Here is a 17,631-nt window from a genome sequence, read left to right on the forward strand (position 1 = left end):
CAACATTCCGCCGCGGGGCGGGATGGGAACGAGGCCTCGAGTTCAAGGAGAGACGCATGACGGGGAAGATTATCAGGACGGGGATTGTGCTGGCACTGGCCGCCGCCATCGGTGGCGTGGCCGCGTGGGCAGCCGATTCTCCGCAAACAGTCGAGAAGATGATCAAACAGCGCCGGATGAAGCAGTTGATGAACACCGAGCGCTATCGCATGACGCCCAACGTTCGTTGGGGCTATCGGGTCGATGGCGGCACGAACCCGTTTGCCGCGGGCTCGGGCATGTCGATCGTAAACGACAACGGCTACGCCGTCAACCCGATGTTCCAGGCAGCCGGTGTGCCACCGCCCGATCCGGTCGGATCGCTGGCAGTGGGCAACACCAGCTACGACTACCAGCACAACAGCACGATGCACCACGAAGTCGGTCGGTGGGCCACTGGGACCATCGTTCACTTCACCTGGATGTTCTGGGACAAGGTCCCTCCAGACATCGAGGACGCCGACCGCTTTGTGAGCTACAGCTCCTACACGATTGGGGGCGGGTTCAACCAGCCGTACAACGGCGTGACGATCTCTCTGGGCGTCTTTGCCCGTGGCGGTTACTGCGGCGGCGAGCCGGACGGTGACAACGCCTGGCATGCGTCGTTCCACCAGAAGGCCGAAGCGGGCAGCCCGTACTCGTCATGGCACCTGTACTTCCCGACACCGGGTTCGGCGTTGCACATCGACGACGAGTTGACCAGCACGCCGGTGTTCGGCGAGGTGCTGTGGCCGGTCGTGGGCATCCAGGAGAACGGTGCGGGAACGGACATCTACCACTCGGTATCGCACGGCGCCAACGAGGACCCGCGGGACCGCATCGTGTACTGGCGGTTCGACGGCACGAACTGGATCGGTCCGGTGGCGATCGACTCCAACGGCCGGTTGGCCTATGTCGTCGCGGCCGATCCCAACAGCCAGAAGGTGGCGATTGGGATGTGCACGGATCGGGAGTTCTCCAGCGGGAACCTGAACATCGCCTACTACGAGTCGCAGACCGAGGGCGCCGGCTGGATTTCCGGGACCGAACTCGGCCCGGCGAACAAGAACATCATCACGAACTACAACAGCCCGACCGGTCCGCAGGCGTGGGGTCACACTTCGGTCCGGTATGACCTGTCGGGATACCTGCACTTCGTGTGGGACGAGCAGCGCGTGGCCAACGAGAGCTACGACATTGCCATCCGTCACTGGTCCGACTCGGCGTTCCAGATTCGTCCGGTGGCGCTGGGGTACTGGGAGAATCTGCACTCGACCGGCGCCTTCAATCTGCACCTGGCGAAGGTGACGATGGGGATCGGCGACGGCGGGACGCTCTGCCAGGGCGGTGCGTGGTCGAACAAGAACTACGTGTATGTCGTGTACACGCAGTTGGGCGGTTCGGACCCGACCTCGCAGGCGGACGCCTCGGCGGCCGACTACTACAACGGTGAGTTGTACCTGTCGGTGTCGAACTCCGGTGGCCGGACCTGGGCGCCGCCGGTGAATATCACCAACACCAAGACCCCGGGATGCAACCCCGGCGCGACCCCGGCGGGACAGACCAATCCGCCGCGTCCGGATGAGGTCTGCCGGTCGGAGCACTGGGCGACGATTGGCCCGTATGTGCACGACATCGACGTTTCCTTCATCGAGGACAACGACGCGGGCGGCATTCCGCAGGGTGAGGGGACCTGGCAGATCAACCGGTTCATGTATCTGCGGTTCCCGGGCGGCACGACGGATGCGCCCAACGTATGTCCGGTGATTGCGGCGAACTACGCCGGATTCATCACGGCGATTCCGGAGTGCGAGTACCATGCGGATCGTGGTGCGACGAACGTCGAGACGTTCACGCTGATCAACCTGGGCAACGCGACGATGACCGGGAACATCAGCAAGGTGCTGGGCGCGTCCTGGTTGACTCTGGGGACGAGCGGCCCCTACACGATCAACGCCGGCGATCCGGACATCATCTTTTCGGTGACGATGAGCGCGGTGGGGATCACGACGCAGGGGTTGTATCAGGACACGATCCGGATCACGCACGATGCGCCGAACGTGGCCTCGCCGCAGAACTATCCGATCGACTTCTTTGTGGTCGACGACTTCTTCTGCCCGCAGGACGACAACTTGAAGACGGGCGTGTACACTGCGGTGAAGGCCCCCGGGGACCACATCGGCTCATTGGAGTTGGATGTGCGCACCAACGCCCGGTTTGGGTCGCAGGACGACGAGGGCGGCCTGTGGCGGTGGGGTGACTCCAGCACGACCATCTTCGATGCGTCGCTGCTGGTGGCGCATGGTCCGCAGCCGGTCGGGGACACGGTGGTCTATCATCGTTTCTTCGACCGCAACGATCCGGGCCAGTTCGGCTACCGCGCGCAGGGTGATCTGTTCATCGACACCGCGAAGTACACGACGGATGGCGGCTTCGCCATGGCGTGCGGGCGGATGACGACCTCAGATTCGCTCGTCGGCGTCGTGATGGAGTGGTACTTCCCGCAGGACGCCGATTCGGACGAGTTCGTGCTGGCGCGCTACAGCTTCTACAGCTACGCCGTGGAGCCCTCCGGTGCCCACGCGCAACTCCCCGACGTGGTGGCTGGTCTGCTGGGTGACCTCGACGTGGTGCCGGCGAGCCGCTATGGCACGGTCCAGAGCGGCGTCGAGAACCAGAACGGCGGCGACCTGCTGAAGGGTCTGGTGTGGCAGCAGGGTCAGGATACCGCCGGTCACGTGCCGCCGAACCCGCTGTACACGGCGGAGCGGTATCGTGGCGGTGTCGAATTCATTGCGCCTGGAACGCTGATCGGCGCCCAGGTCGGCAACAACGTGCAGGACATCCAGCCGGGCGGCGGTCCGAAGAGCGAATGGCTCTATCGGACGTTGGTGTCGCTGTCGGGGATCAACACGCCGGCGTTGCCGGATACCGACATGTACACGATCATGACGATTGCCAAGGGTCAGGAGCTGGGCAATTCGCGCAAGGCGTACAAGGTCGTTGTGGCGTTCGTTTCGGACACGGTCGATGAGGCCAGCTTCAAGACGACCGCCGACAAGGCGAAGGACTACGCTGGAAAGATCGGCCTGACCGGCGCGACGACCAAAGTGGGTCTCTACAACCGCCCGCCTCACGCCAACCCGCAGTGGGACGACGTGATCAGCGTTCAGGATGTCGTGAAGACGGTGGACGTGGCGTTCCGTGGTGTGGCGGCGACGAAGGATCCGTGCTGCACGTACGCGCGGACGGACGTCAACTGCGACCTGGTGACCTCGGTGACCGACGTCGTGAAGGTGGTGAACGTCGCCTTCCGCGGCGGTGCGGACTACGGTACGGGTGGTAACTTCTGCGATCCGTGCCCGTTCTAATGGGGCATCAACGGCTTGGTTCGTCGAGCTGACGACACGAAGCCGGGGATTGTGAAGTCAAAGTGGGATGGGAGATTGCCTCCCATCCCACTTTCTGTTTGGACGCGCTTGGAGTTCGACGCGAGACCAGTCGTCTCTCGACACAAGTGGCATTGCGCTATGCGGCCCCTCTCACGTTCTTGATGGGTACTGGGGTGTGCGGGCGGTCGATGGACGACAGCGAGTTCACTTGGATAGCTGAGTTGGCCGCACGGTTCGGAGCGGGGGTCCTCACGGATGGCCTTCTTGGCATTGGGGACGACGCGGCGATTCTGCCCGCTACTTCCAACTGGGTGGTGTCAGCCGATTCCCAAGTCAGCGGCGTGCACTTTGAGCCGGGATGGCTCAGTTGGCAGGATTTGGGAAGGCGGTTGCTGCACGTCGGCTTCTCGGACATTGCCGCCATGGGAGCCGAGCCAAAGTTCGCTCTGGTGTCAGTCGAAGTCGGCCGCCAGATGACGGCGCAAGATCGTCAGTTCTTTGCCGATGGTATTGGCCTCGCGTGCAACGACTTAACGGCTCGGCTGATCGGCGGGAACGTCTCGGCGCGGAGCGAGGGGTTCTCCGCTCATGTGACCGCGATCGGTTCGCCGCGGGGCAAGGGTCCGTTGCTGCGGTCGGGAGCCCGTCCGGGCGATGCATTGTACGTCACCGGGCCGTTGGGAGATGCCGCTGCGGGAGTCGCCATCTTGCGCGGCGAGCCGTCAACCGGTTCAGTTGGAGAAGAGGCGCTGGCAGATGCATACCGTCATCCGCGAGCTCACTGGCGGGAAGGGCTGGCATTGGCACAGGCCGACTGGGTCCATGCCGCCATCGATGTGTCCGATGGTCTGGCGGCGGACCTCGGCCATCTTTGCGCGGCCAGCGGTGTGGGAGCAGAGTTGAGTGCGGAGGCGATTCCCCTGAGTGAACCGCTGGTCGGCTGGTGCCATGACAACGGCCGGGATCCGCTCGAGTTTGCGCTGGGCGGGGGCGAGGATTACGTCTTGTTGTTTGCCGCCGATCCCGACGAGACCCGGGAGAGAGAACTGCGGGCGCGATTCGGGGTATTCTCGGGCCAGATCTGGCGGGTTGGCAAGATCACATCGGACAGACAGATGAAGATGATCCGCGCCGGCGAGGAAGAGTTATTGCCGCCGCTTGGGCACGACCACCTGGCACGATAGACCCGCACCAAAGCCGACCGCCCGGTGCCTGATCGCTCCGGTATCTGCTTCCCGATTAAGATCAGATTTCCGTCGGCCCCGGGGTCAACCGGGGTCAATCTGAGACTGCATCATCTGTGCAGGACATTGCAATGTCCCAGCACGAACCGCACTACGGATCAGGGCAGGTCGCTGATTGTCGGAACATCAACGGGTTGTGCGACAATCAGTTATCCTGCGAGCGCCGGGGCGTGTGCAGAATCACGACGCACGCGGATCGGAATGCGACATTGGCACAGAGGATGCGAAAGAAGCGGTGCTCAGTGTCTTTGAGTGCGATGTTCTGTCGTGGCTGTTGGGTCAAGTGATTTCGGAAACGTTCTTGACAACTCAATGAAAAGCATTATCATAAATGACAGCGGCGCGACCGGCATGGCTTCGGTGACGGGGTCAGGCGGGTGCGTTGCTTGTGAAACCGCGAGACCGTGGTCGATCGGCGACAGAGCGGCGGGATCGCGGGGATATGACCTGCAGCCCAGTGTAGCGTTCCTCACACGCGACCCCGCGTCGTTGATGTCGGCTGGCTTTGTTCGTCCGTGGCCTCGAATCATAACGCCGCAACTGCCTATTGAATCTTGCGAGAGCAACCACAGAGACCGTGACCAGCAATATGCGGGTGGTGGTCTTGGTGAGTCTCTTCGGCTTGGGCGCAAACACGATTGTCAGGATAGGATGGCAGACTTAACATAACTCTCACAGATGAGGAGGAACCAGGAATGAGACGCGTACTGTTAATCGCCTTCGTGCTGGCCTTGGTGGTGGCGCCGCAGGCGATGGCGGCCAACGTGGTCGTCGCGGACTCAAAGGTCTTCACCAAAGCCCAAGACTTCTGTACCGTTGGCGTCTGGGTCACCAACGACGTCGACCTCGTGGGATTCGTGCTGCCGCTTGAGCTGCGTGCTGATGGCGCGGTGCCGTCGTACCCCGCCGCGGGGCTTGTCTTCCGGGCGCTGACGAGCACGCCTGGGCGGCGTGTGCCGACCAGTCCGCTGAAGGGGTCGGCATTGCTGCGGACCATGGGCGCGCCGGACGCGAATACATGTAGCGGACCGGTGTCCAGCACGTACTCCACAAACGCCTCGTTCGACGGAATCAGCCCCGATGGTTTCTTCTGGGCGGGCGTCAGCACCAGTGGACCGCCCGATCTCTTCGTGCTGCCGCCGGGTACGGACAGTGTGGCGGGCCAGTTTGTCGATTGGCCGTTTGAGGGTGACGTGACCGACTATTTGGCCGCGCCGTCGTTCTTCTTCAAGTTCTCGACCGCGGACCAGGACGGGTGCTTCTACGTTGACACCTGTTGCGTAACGCCGGCCAACCACTTGGAAGCGGTAGACGTAAGCGGTCCTTCGGTGCCGTTCGACTTCGTCATGGGGAAGATCACGGTCGGAGCCGGCTGCGAAGTTGTCAACCAGCCGCCGAATGCGATCTGCCAGAACGTCAACAAGAACACCGATCCCGACTCGTGTACCGCGGAGGTAACGGCGGCGGAAGTCGATAATGGATCGAACGATCCCGATGGCGATCCGATCACGTTTGAGTTGGTTCCTCCGGGGCCTTATGCCACGGGTGTGACCAACGTGCAGTTGGTTGTCAGCGATGATCATGGAAACAAGGACACCTGCGACGCGACGGTCACAGTGACGGACGCGCAGAAGCCGGTCGTGACCGACTGTCCGGCGCCGATCGTGCTTAGCAACGATGCCGGTCAGTGCAGCAGGGCGAACGTAACCTACAGCGTTACGATCATCGATAACTGCCCCGGCGCGACGTTGGCCTACAATCCTCCGTCGGGCTCGACGTTCCCGGTCGGCGTGGACACAGTCTGGGCGATCGGGACCGATGCGGCGGGGAACATGGACTCGTGCTCGTTCACTGTGACGATCAACGACACGGAAAAGCCGGTGATCGTCTGTCCGGCTGACATGCACATTCCGAACGACCCGGGTCAGTGCGGGGCGACCTTTACGCGTGGGTATACGGCAACCGATAACTGTGCTGTTACTTACATGAGCGTCGATCCGGTGAACGGGTCATTCTTGCCGGTGGGCGACAACCTCATTACCGTCATCGCCAAAGACGATGCCGGGAACGCGGACACGTGCTTCTGCCACGTGTTTGTCGACGACACCGAGAAGCCGGTGGCGCTCTGCCACGGTGACACGACGGTTGTGATTCCGAACGGCCAGACGAGCGCGGTCGTGAACTACACGACGCCGGATCCGACCGACAATTGTCCGGGCGCGACGACTGTCTGCAACCCGCCGTCGGGATCGACATTCCCGTTGGGGCCGACGCTTGTGACCTGTATCGCCACAGACGCGGCCGGCAATGAGGACACTTGCACCTTCACGATCACCGTTCAGGAAGAGCAGCCGCAGGAAGTCCCGCCGGTGGCGATGTGCAAGAACGTGACGGCGAACGCCGACGGCGACTGCCAGGCAAACGCCTCGATCGATGACGGGTCGTATGACCCCGACGGCGGCGCGGTGACGCTCGAGCAGATTCCGCCGGGACCATACTCCTTGGGCGCTACGCCGGTCATGTTGATCGTGACCGACGATGAAGGCGACAAGGACACCTGCGAGGCGACGGTGACGGTGGAGGATCACATTCCACCGCACGTTGCGTGTCCTCCGGACCAGAGCATCGAGAGCAGCCCAGGTGAATGTGGGACGAACTACGGATTCGGGTATGCGTCGATTGACAATTGCGACCCGAACCCGACGGTTGTCGCCTCACCGCCGAATGGGTCATTCCTGCCGGTGGGGGACAACCTGATCGTCGTGATCGCCACTGACGCCTCCGGGAACGAGGACACCTGCCAGTACCATGTCATCGTCCATGACGGCGAGGCGCCGGTGATCGAGCGCCCGCAGGTCGCTATGCAGGTCAACAACGACATCGGCCAGTGCGGCGCGATCGTCAACTACGATCTGAACTCCACCGACAACTGCGCGGTCGTGGGTGAGACATACGAGCCGCCGTCGGGATCGTTCCTGCCGATTGGCTTGACGGTCGTCCGCTGCATCGCCACGGATGCCGCCGGTAATGAAGACACGTGCTTCTTCAACGTGTATGTCAACGACGTCGAGCCGCCGGTGGCGAGCTGCTCGCCGGACATCATCCGCGACGCGGGCGTGTTGGATACGGTCTCTTGGGTTTCGACCGCGACCGACAACTGCCCCGGCGCCAAGATCGACTCGTGCGTGCCGCCGTCGGGTTCGGTATTCCCGATCGGCACCACGCCAGTGACATGCTACGCCTCCGACGCCGCCGGGAACACGGATGAGTGCCAGTTCAACGTCACGATCCGTCCGGCAGCGGGACCGCAGGTCTATGTCGATCCGCACGAGTTGCTCTTTGAGGGGCAGGAGTGCTGTGTTCCCGATAAGACTCCGCCGGAATGCATCAATCCCGATCCGCAGCGTGTTAATGTCTACTATGGCACGCCGCCGGCGAAGATCAGCGGAGTACCGTGGTACACCGAGGAGAACATCCCCTGGCTGTATGTCAGCCCGCCGAATGGGATGACCGAGTCGTTCTTTGACGTGTACGTCGACGTGGCTGGCCTGATTCCGGATCAGTACAAGGGCACGATCTACGTTTTCGAGGGGCCGACGAAGGGCATTGACCCCTCCGATTCGGTCGTAGTGACCCTGAACGTCCTGCCCGGCCCGCTGCCGCGGCTGGTGGCTTCCGTCGACACGTTGTACTTCACGTACGACGGACCGCAGAGCGACACCTGTCTGTCGTTCACGTTGACCAGCAACGGTTGTCAGCAGATCGACTGGTGCTACGTGCCGCTGCCGCAGGAGGACTTCTTCGTCTCCTCAATAACACCGGAATTCGGCACGACGCCGAGCCAGGTCCAGGTCTGCATCAATCCGTGCAACCGCCCGGCGGGCGAGTATGAAGACACCTTGATCTTCTGTCCGTGCGAGATCCCGGAGAAGAACGCCAACGTCCCGGCCTGCGTGGCGGTGATCGTGCACCTGACGGTCACGAGCTCGCCGGCGCTGGTGGCTGAACCAGATACCCTGTACTTTGAGTACCCCGGCCAGGGCGAGTTCGACTCCTGCCGGACCGTTACGCTGACCAGCACCGGCTGCGGCGAGATGTCGTGGTGCTACGAAGGGTTCGGTCCGGGGTCTGACCCGTTCGAAGGCCAAGTCAGCGTCAAGCCGACGTTCGGCATCACGCCGAGCCAGGTCGAAGTCTGCGTCGATCCGTGCGGGCTGGACGAGGGCACGTATGTGGCGACGCTGATCTTCTGCGAGTGTGAGATCAAGCCCCAAGTCGGCTCGTGCGATACCGTGGTTCTGGTCCTTAATGTCATCAATCCGCCCGAGCTGGCGATCGACGACAACTTCTTTGAATTCACCGTGACGGAGGGCGATGATCCGCCGGCGCAGCAGTTGAATGTCATGAACATCGGCGGCGGAGTTCTGGACTGGACCTCGCGGATTGCCCCGTGCGATCCGGCCGACCCGCGCGATTGGCTGCTGATGAGCCCGATGGGCGGCACCGCGCCGACAACGGTCGATCTCGACATCGACTACAGCGGTCTGGTGGCTCCGGATACGCTGTGCGACTCGATCGAGATCAACTCCGAGTGCGCGCTGGGTTCGCCCCAGTACGTCATCGTGCTGCTCTATCTGTTGAAGAAGCCGGTGACCCCGTGCGACTCGATCTGCGGCTGGGTGTATGACGTGGCCGGCAACGTGATCGAAGGCGCGCACGTGCAGGCGTGGAGCGGGTATCCGAGTGGGGTGATTGTCGATGAGACGAACACCGACCCGACCGGACACTACTGCCTCGAAGTCTCCGAGGGTGTGTTCGAAATCCGCGTGACGGCGGAAGGGTTCTGCCCGGCGCTCGACACGGTCGAGTGTGGCAACGCCGAGGCCGTCATTCAACTGACGCCGATTCCGTTTACGCCGCTGCCGAACTGGCCGTTCCGGGCGGACTACTTCTCGCAGGACGCGCGGTTGTATGGTGTACCGCTGATGCCGGGCGACGTGATCGTGGCGACCGACCCGCAAGGTGTGTACTGCGGTGTGGCGATCGTGACGGTTCCCGGCCAGTACCTGATCCACGTGTTGGGCGACGATCCGTCGACGCCGCAGGATGAAGGGGCGGTGTTTGGCGACAAGATCACCTTGTGGCTGAACTGCTACTGCCCGGCGATGGCGCCGCAGACGTGGGCCAACGGCGACTTCGACAACCAGTTTGACGTGGACTTCGACTGCAACCGGCGCACGATCGAGTGCTATCTGTGCGAAGGTTGGAACATGATCTCGTTCAACGTCCTGCCGGACAACAGCGATCTGGAGACGGTGTTGACGTCGCTGGATCCGAACTATGACCGGGTGGCCAGCGGCACGTGCGGGTATGGTCCGCGCACGTGGGACAAGAGCCGTCCGCCGCAGTTGAACGACCTGACGACGATGGGTCCGGATTTCGGGTACGAGATCCACATGCTGGACAAGGACATGTTGGTGTTGACCGGGACGGTGGTTCCGGTGGACAATCCGCTGCCCTTGTGTGCGGGTTGGAATGCGATCCCGTACCTGCCCGAGTATCCGGACACGCTGCCGCAGGCGTTGGCGAGTTTGGCCGGAAACTACCGCTACGTCTTTGGGATGGAGTGTGGGTACGGCGTGCGGTCGTGGGACGCCAACCGTCCGGCGATCCTCAATGACCTGTCGTGCCTGGAGCCGTGCCACGGGTACTGGATCAACATGACCGACAGCGACGTGTTGACATATCCGACCGCGGACTACTACTGTCCGCCGTTGGACGACTTCGTCGTGGCGCCGAAGCGGCCGGTGAACGTGACGACCCGGTTGACGGTGACGACACACTTTGCCGACTTCTGGTCGGTGGCGGACGCGGGCATTCACGAGGGTGACCTGATCACGGTGAAGGCGCCGGGCGGGATCATCGTCGGTGAGTGTCTGGCGGGTGCGAACGGTGCGTTCCTGGTGCACGCGTACGGGGACGATCCGCAGACGTCGTCGGTGGAAGGGGCGCATGACGGTGAGGCGCTGATGTTCGAGGTCAACGGGGCGTCGGCGGGTGTGGCCGATGGCCGGGCGATCTGGAGCGACCGGGCGTCGAACCGCATCACGCTCAGCCTCAGTGGTGCGTCGCCGGTACCGACCGAGTACGCGCTGTTGCAGAACTACCCGAACCCGTTCAACGCCGGGACGGTGATGCCGTTCTCCTTGAAGAACGCCTCGGACTGGACACTGACGGTCTACAACATCGTTGGTCAGTCGGTGCGGAGCTTCAGTGGTCATGACGGTGCCGGGATCGTGCGCGTCTCCTGGGATGGCACGTCGGACAATGGCGCGGCGGTGTCGAGCGGGATCTACTTCTACCGGGTAACGACGCCGGAGTGGTCGGCGTCCAAGAAGATGACGTTGGTGAAGTAAACGCATGCAGACCGGGTCCCGCGCCTGAGACGGCGCGGGACCCACTGAACGAGGTGGTCACATTGAACAAGGCAATGGGGCAAATGATCCGAGGGGCCTTGATTCTGGGGACGGTGCTCCTGAGTGCGCAGGCGACCCTGGCGCAGGTAGCGGGCCGAGTCACCACCGGCGATGGGACCGCCATCAACGGCGCCACGGTCGAAGTCTGGGATGCGTACCCGGGCGGCACAATCCTCAATTCAACGGCCTCCAACAGCGGCAGCGGTGAGTTCGCGTTGCCGGCGGTTGCTGGGGATTTCTTTGATTTGCGGGTGTACAAGTACGGGTATTTTCCGACGGTTGTCCGTGATCTGCCTGATCCGACGACGAATGCACTCGTGATGCTCTTTCCGGTGCCGACGGCGGTGGGTGGAACAACCGTGGCCGATTTCTGGGACGACAACAGCACATTCCTGAGCGCGAGTATTCGCGCCGGAGACGTGATCGAGTCAATCGATCCTCGCAGCATGGCGTGCGGCGTGTCGCAGTACATCCCGGCTCTGGGGAATTACCTGCTTCATGCCAAGGGTGATGACCCGGTCACGCCGGAGACGGATGGGGCCCTGGCAGGGGAAGACCTGACGATCAAAGTGAACGGTCTGGCCGCCTCGACCGATGTGACGCCGAAGTTCCTGCCGGCTCCGCCCAGCTACCAGGTTCGCCTCACGGGTGCGACGGCGGCGCCGGGTGTCACGATGACCGGTGAACTGGAGCGGCCGGGAAAGGCGGGGAACATCGCGATCATCCCGGTCACGGTGACAAACACGGGGGATGTGACTGTGAACGTGACCGTGACGGCGGACCTTGACCAGCCGTGGGCGTTCACGATCGAGCTGGCGCCGACGAAGTCGCTGCCTTTGACGATTGCGCCGGGGGCATCCGAGGACGTGGTCGTGAAGATTGATGTGCCCATCGGCGAGCCGGATCAGGATGTCGAGGTTCGTGTGCACGTGCAGGTGGACGACTACGCACCGGCGAACTCCGGTGTCTGGACCAACCTGAAGGTGCAGGCGATCTCCGATGCCGGCAATGGCGGCAACGGGCTCGTGCCGGATCAGTTTGCGCTGGCGCAGAATTACCCGAACCCGTTCAACCCGGCGACATCGATCTCGTACAGTCTCAAGGTGGATGGGATTGTTCGCCTCGATGTGATCAACCTTCTGGGGCAGAATATCTGCACCCTGGTTGACGGCTATCGTGCCCGCGGGATGCACATGGAAACGTGGGATGGACGTGACCGCAACGGCGCCACGGTGCCGTCGGGGATCTACTTCTACCGTCTGACGCAGAACGCCGAATCGCTGACGCGCAAAATGGTGCTGCTGAAGTAGCAGCGTTCAGAACCTCCTTGGGCAATTGTGAACCCCCCGTCGGTAGCGGGGGGTTCTTGTTTTGGGCTCAGGGAAGATGAGCGGGCGAGAAGACTCCCTCACCCGCTTGGACCTCCGGTCCAAGCGACCTCTCCCCCTCGACGCCGCTCGGGGCAAGCCGGAGGGAGAGGTTAAACTTCCCCTCTCCCCTCTGGGGAGAGGGCAGGGTGAGGGGTCCTGCCGCACATGGGTGAACAGGGGGCTTAGGGGAGTATTGAGAAAGGCGACGTTCAGTACTGAGTCTCAGCGCTCTGCGGGAGGGCGAAGCTCCTGCTGAGCCGCATTTCGTTGCGGGACAAGACGGCTCGGCGGGAGCCTCGCCCTCCCAAAGACCGGGTACCGATTGCGCAATGCCAATCGGTGACTTCTTCAACATTCCCTTAAGCCCTTGTTTGCCGGTGGTGGTCGTAGTCTCGGAGGGTTGTGCATGGTTTTGCGGGTTGGCGGCTCCAATTGGTGTTGAATCAAGGCGCGGATTGCGTAGTTTGTTGTTTACAGCGGATCAGCAAGGGGCTGAGACCCTTGTCTTCGACGACGGAGGTCCGGAGGTCTGCAATCGATTAGCACAGTGTGTAGGTCAGGTGCCCTGTGCACTTGACGAGGCCGCAGGAGCGCGGGGCTCCTGCGCTACGAACTGATGACGAATTGTCTCGTAATGGGTATCATGGCATTGGTACACTGATGTGATTCATGAATGCGACGCAATCCCATCGGGGGCGGACAGTGACGGCGGCCGTCGTCGCTTCTGTCGTCGTGTTCTATGTCATCACCGACCTGCGTTGGGGATATGGTCCTCTGGGGCATTGGGTGGGATCGGCGGATGCGGAGAGGTCGACGGCGGCACCTCTGTACATCACGAGCGTCCCGGACAGCGCGGACGTCTACATCAACAACGACTGGGTGGGCACGACACCGTACCCGTACGAGACGTTCGATCCGGGGATCCTGCGGGTTCGTCTGGAACGCGAAGGGCTGGTGCCGGTGGAGACGGTCCTGATCATACGCGAGGATGCGCCGCCGCCGGTCTTTCCGCCTTTCATATTCTCGATGCATGTGGAGCTGCTGTCCGTCCCTGAGGGCGGGCAGCCGATTGTAGACGGTCGTCCGTTGCGTCCGTATGATGCGGTGAATTTCAATCTTCCCGCGACCGAGACGGTGGCGGTGGCCTTCGAGCTCGACGGCAGGCGCTCGACATCCGCGATCAAGTTGAATCCGGTGAAGGGATTGGTGGGTGGGGACACGGCGCTCTGGCGCTGGCAGAAGCCGGGAACGACAGGCACGGCGGCGCTGGTTGGTCTGTTTGCCCGACGCGTCATCTTCCGGTCGGAGCCATCGGGGGCTGAGCTCTTCTTGGATGGTCAGCCGATGCCGGTCGGTCGAGCAAACGGCGGCGTCGAGATCCCCTATGGCTCGCATGTCGTCAGGTTCGTGCGTGCACCGTTCCGGGATCATCGTACAGAGGTAGTCGTCACAGCGGATGCACCGGACACGTTTGCGGTGGTTCTTCAGCGCGATGTCCTGTTTGCAGCGGTCGACGCGGCGGATTCGTTGGGAGCAAGACTCCCGGCGCGGATTGCCTGGATCCGCAGCAGCGACGGTGAGGAGATCGACAGGGCCCATCATCTACCGACACCGGGCTTAGTCGAATTGGAGGGCCGGTCGTACACGGTGAAGTTCGATTGCAAGGGGTACGCGGACACGACCGTACAGTTGGCATGGGACGCGGCGGAGCTGGTGGTGGGGATGCGTTCACTCAGGCCGGAGCCCGGACCGGAGGTGGTGGCGGCCGGGTCGGACATGGGGTGGGTGAGGTTCGTCGTGAGCGCAGGGCGCAACAAGCCCGTGGCCGGGGCCGAAGTGATTGGCGTTGAAAAGCACCACGGCAATGTGGTACGTTACGGACCGACGGATGCCGCGGGACTGCTGCTCGTGCAGGTTCCTGTGGGCGATTACCGGTGGCAGGCGGAAAAGGAAGGATTCGTCGGCAAGACGAATGGCGAACGGGTCAAGGTCGCCAAGAACCCCAAGAAGATCACTCTGAAGTTGAAGCCCCGTTGAGCCGTAGACGCGAGCGGCACGGTTTATCGGGTTACTGAGAAACTGCTTGCGAAGCAGGGAGAACAGGTTTGTCATGCTGAGCGAAGCGAAGCATCTGCTTTCCGTCCCTATGGAAGGAACAGCAGATTCTTCACCCCGCCAAAGAGCGGCGGGGTTCAGAATGACAGTATGGGACGTGTTTTCAGAATCCTGCTAAGGAATCACATTCGGTGCCACCATGCCCAAGTTCACCATCGTCCGAGCCGGGCAGAAGATCAGCGAGACCACTGCATCCGGTGAGCGGATCGAGTTGGGATCGGCGCGGACTTGCGCGGTCTACATCGATGATCTGCTGATCGCCCTCAAGCAGGCAGCGTTTGTTCGCAGCAAGGCCGGAGAGCCGTTCCACCTCGAACCACTGTCGCGTCTACCCGCACTCAAGATGGATGGGGTGGCGGTCGAGGGTGTAGTGCCGGTGCGTGACGGCGCGACGATTCAGGTCGAGGGATACGAGGTCAGAATCCAATATCTGCCTGGAGAGTTGGCGGTTGCGGGAGGTGTGCCTTCGGCGGAGGCGCTCTCTCCTCGGGAGCCGGAGATCGCCCGGGATCTCCCGTTGCCGCCGCCCCTGGAGCCGGAGTTGCCGCCTCCTTTGGACCTGGCTGAGGCCGAGTCGCCCTTGCGTCAGCCCATGGGGCGCGAGTCCCCGTTGCCGACCCCACCGATCTCCAGCGATCGGGAGAAGACGGTCTTTGTGCAGCGCATCGGGAAGCTTGTGGCGATCGGTGGCCCACTCCGGGGGCAGCAGTGGGATTTGGCCATCGGTGAGACGAGGATCGGCCGTGACCCGGCGCAAAATCACATCGTGGTCCGTCTGGACGCGCAAGGGGGGGTGGACAACAGCATCTCCCGGCGACACGCCTCCATCCATGTCGTCGGCAACCAAGTGTTCGTCGAAGACCAGCACAGCGCGGCTGGTACCTTCATCGCCGGACGACAGTTGCCGCCCGGAGAGCGCGTAGCGATCAAGAACCAGGATGTCATCGAGATCCGCTCGGCGAAGGAGAGCACGCTTCTGCGGTTGGAGCTGCCCGGAGTCGCAGCTCCCCAACCGTCCGCTTTGCCAAGGGAACCGCTCCGTGAGCCGGTGCGTGAGCGCCCGGTGGAAACGCCGCGGTACCGCGAAGAGCCCATTCCCGTGGGTGAAGACGAAGGCGACAGAGAACGTATGGCAGGGCGACGTCGCCGACGCCCGGGCAGAACGGACTACGATGAAAACCCCTTCGTGCCGATGGAAGGTACAAGGGGGCGTGGGTCCTTGCCGCGCTGGGTCTGGATTGTCGTGGCGGTGGTCGCCGTGCTGGTCGTGGGGACACTCTTGGTTCTCGCGCTCTGATTCCACGGGCCCTCGCGGTTCCCATGAAGCGTCGCGGCCGGAATGGTTCATTTCCGGTCCGAGTGCAGGTTGTGGCGCGGGGGACTCTTTTGTATCTATACCTGATGTCCGGCCGGGCGGGCCGGGCACGCAGTCCCGAGCGATCGGTCGCAGGCGAGCGAGGCGAATGGTCAACGTGACGATGCATGGCGACAGCGACATTGGTCGCGTGCGCCGGATTAATGAAGACAACTTTCGTCTGATCCCTTCGTGTCCGGCCGTGGTGGTCTGTGACGGGATGGGGGGACACGCGGCCGGGGAAATCGCCTCGCAGCGGGCGGTGGAGACCATCGAGGCATACCTGTTGGGCGGATCGTCGATCGCGCCTCCGCCTCCCGGGCTCTTGCCTGCGGGATTGGACTCTCTGTCCGTCGAGGCCCTGGAGCTTGTCTGGGCCGTCCGTCTGGCCAACCGGCGGGTCTTTCAGACGGCGCAGACCCAGCGGCAAATGCGCGGGATGGGGACGACCTTGGTGGCGACACGGTTCGTGCCGGGATATGCCATTATCTGCCACGTCGGTGATTCGCGGGCCTATCGATTCCGCGGTGGTCGTCTTGAGCCTTTGACCGTCGACCACTCGCTGGTGGCGGAACTGGTGGCTCAGAATGAAATCACACCGGAGCAGGCGCGCACGTTTGCCGACCGGAACATCATCACGCGCGCCTTGGGCACGCGCCCGGTGGTCGCGGTCGACGTCAATGTCGTCCCCCTGCGACCGGGAGACTGGTACGTTCTGTGCTCTGACGGTTTGTCGGGGACGATCAGGGATGAGGAGATCGCGGCGATCTTGTCACGCCAGGGACAGTCGGCGGCACGGGCGGTCGGTGAGTTGATTGCCGCTGCCAACGCGGCCGGTGGACCCGACAACATCACCGTTGCAATCGCGGAAATCGACGACGTTGACGAGCCGGTCGAAGGTAGGCAGAAGACCGAAACGGTGCCGGAGCCGTCAGACACCGTCGCCGATCAGGAAAGTGGGGCACTCGACGCACTGTTTCCCGGTGTCAAGGGCTCCGCCACTGTCCCCGAGGCACAGACCGACAGGATCCGGATCGACCCTTCGCTGCTTTAGCCCACACCTGCATCATCTGCCCTGCCCGAGGGCTCATTGACCGAGTCGAATTCCCATCGCCGTCGCGGTTTATGGCCGTGGAAGAACGACAGGCAGTAGTTCCTCCTTCCTTACTGTGCAGTTGTAGAGTAGGTGCTACCCCTCTGCTTCGCTCGGGGCAAGTTGCAGCCCCATCAGCGGGTTGAATACCCGCTGTCCTCGTGCCGTCGCATCTCGCGGACAGGGGGCTTTCAGCCCCCTGCTCGGGCACGGTAGGCCGTGCCCTTACTTGATGATCACTAGCTTGCCGATCTGTCTACCCAACCGCGAATCGACCCGCCAGATGTAAATCCCCGACACCACCGCCTGCGTGTTGCGCGAGATCAGGTCCCAGCCGACGATCGAGGGATAGGTCGTCAGGAACGGATCGGGATGCAGAATTTTGCGGATCAGATCGCCGTCCAATGAGTAGATGTTGATCTCCGCGGTGTCCGGTAGATTGATTGTCCTGTTTCAGCTCCAGTCGGACAGATTTAGCATCTAAAAGTTGATGGTTTGCGTCGGTTCTCCGGGCCAGATTAGGGGACGGAGGACGGATGTATGGACGAGGATCATGGGACGCCGCTGAG

8 protein-coding genes are annotated in these 17,631 nt (G+C 62.6%); 7 read left to right on the forward strand and 1 reads right to left on the reverse strand.

The window, feature by feature from the left end:
- Positions 1–56: 56 nt before the first annotated feature.
- The 7 genes from AB1792_06795 to AB1792_06825 all read left to right on the forward strand — a co-directional run bounded on the left by AB1792_06795 (position 57) and on the right by AB1792_06825 (position 17,023).
- Complete coding sequence (locus AB1792_06795) at positions 57–3,389, forward strand: hypothetical protein (protein ID MEW5701918.1); 3,333 nt, start codon at positions 57–59, stop codon at positions 3,387–3,389.
- 209 nt (positions 3,390–3,598) lie between these two features.
- On the forward strand, positions 3,599–4,594 hold the full coding sequence (gene thiL, locus AB1792_06800; protein MEW5701919.1) for a thiamine-phosphate kinase: 996 nt from the start codon (positions 3,599–3,601) through the stop codon (positions 4,592–4,594).
- Between the two features lie 755 nt (positions 4,595–5,349).
- Positions 5,350–11,070, forward strand: coding sequence for an HYR domain-containing protein (locus tag AB1792_06805; protein MEW5701920.1), 5,721 nt, complete (start codon positions 5,350–5,352; stop codon positions 11,068–11,070).
- A gap of 83 nt (positions 11,071–11,153) precedes the next feature.
- Entirely contained in the window at positions 11,154–12,440 is a 1,287-nt protein-coding gene (locus tag AB1792_06810; GenBank protein MEW5701921.1) for a T9SS type A sorting domain-containing protein, read from the forward strand.
- Between the two features lie 729 nt (positions 12,441–13,169).
- Entirely contained in the window at positions 13,170–14,537 is a 1,368-nt protein-coding gene (locus AB1792_06815; protein ID MEW5701922.1) for a PEGA domain-containing protein, read from the forward strand.
- A 217-nt stretch (positions 14,538–14,754) separates the two neighbouring features.
- Positions 14,755–15,912: an FHA domain-containing protein gene (locus AB1792_06820; protein MEW5701923.1), complete on the forward strand. Its 1,158-nt coding sequence runs from the start codon at positions 14,755–14,757 to the stop codon at positions 15,910–15,912.
- 166 nt (positions 15,913–16,078) lie between these two features.
- Entirely contained in the window at positions 16,079–17,023 is a 945-nt protein-coding gene (locus tag AB1792_06825; protein MEW5701924.1) for a Stp1/IreP family PP2C-type Ser/Thr phosphatase, read from the forward strand.
- A 264-nt stretch (positions 17,024–17,287) separates the two neighbouring features.
- Here AB1792_06825 and AB1792_06830 read toward each other — a convergent pair whose 3' ends face one another.
- On the reverse strand, positions 17,288–17,467 hold the full coding sequence (locus AB1792_06830; GenBank protein ID MEW5701925.1) for a hypothetical protein: 180 nt from the start codon (positions 17,465–17,467) through the stop codon (positions 17,288–17,290).
- Between the last annotated feature and the right edge of the window lie 164 nt (positions 17,468–17,631).

This window comes from Candidatus Zixiibacteriota bacterium (assembly GCA_040752595.1).
In the GTDB taxonomy this organism is placed as follows: Bacteria; Zixibacteria; MSB-5A5; order WJJR01; family WJJR01; genus JACQFV01.

Coding starts and splice junctions, on each gene's coding strand:
- AB1792_06795 (MEW5701918.1), top strand. CDS start 57: ATGACGGGGAAGATTATCAGGACGGGGATTGTGCTGGCACTGGCCGCC.
- thiL (MEW5701919.1), top strand. CDS start 3,599: ATGGACGACAGCGAGTTCACTTGGATAGCTGAGTTGGCCGCACGGTTC.
- AB1792_06805 (MEW5701920.1), top strand. CDS start 5,350: ATGAGACGCGTACTGTTAATCGCCTTCGTGCTGGCCTTGGTGGTGGCG.
- AB1792_06810 (MEW5701921.1), top strand. CDS start 11,154: ATGATCCGAGGGGCCTTGATTCTGGGGACGGTGCTCCTGAGTGCGCAG.
- AB1792_06815 (MEW5701922.1), top strand. CDS start 13,170: ATGAATGCGACGCAATCCCATCGGGGGCGGACAGTGACGGCGGCCGTC.
- AB1792_06820 (MEW5701923.1), top strand. CDS start 14,755: ATGCCCAAGTTCACCATCGTCCGAGCCGGGCAGAAGATCAGCGAGACC.
- AB1792_06825 (MEW5701924.1), top strand. CDS start 16,079: ATGGTCAACGTGACGATGCATGGCGACAGCGACATTGGTCGCGTGCGC.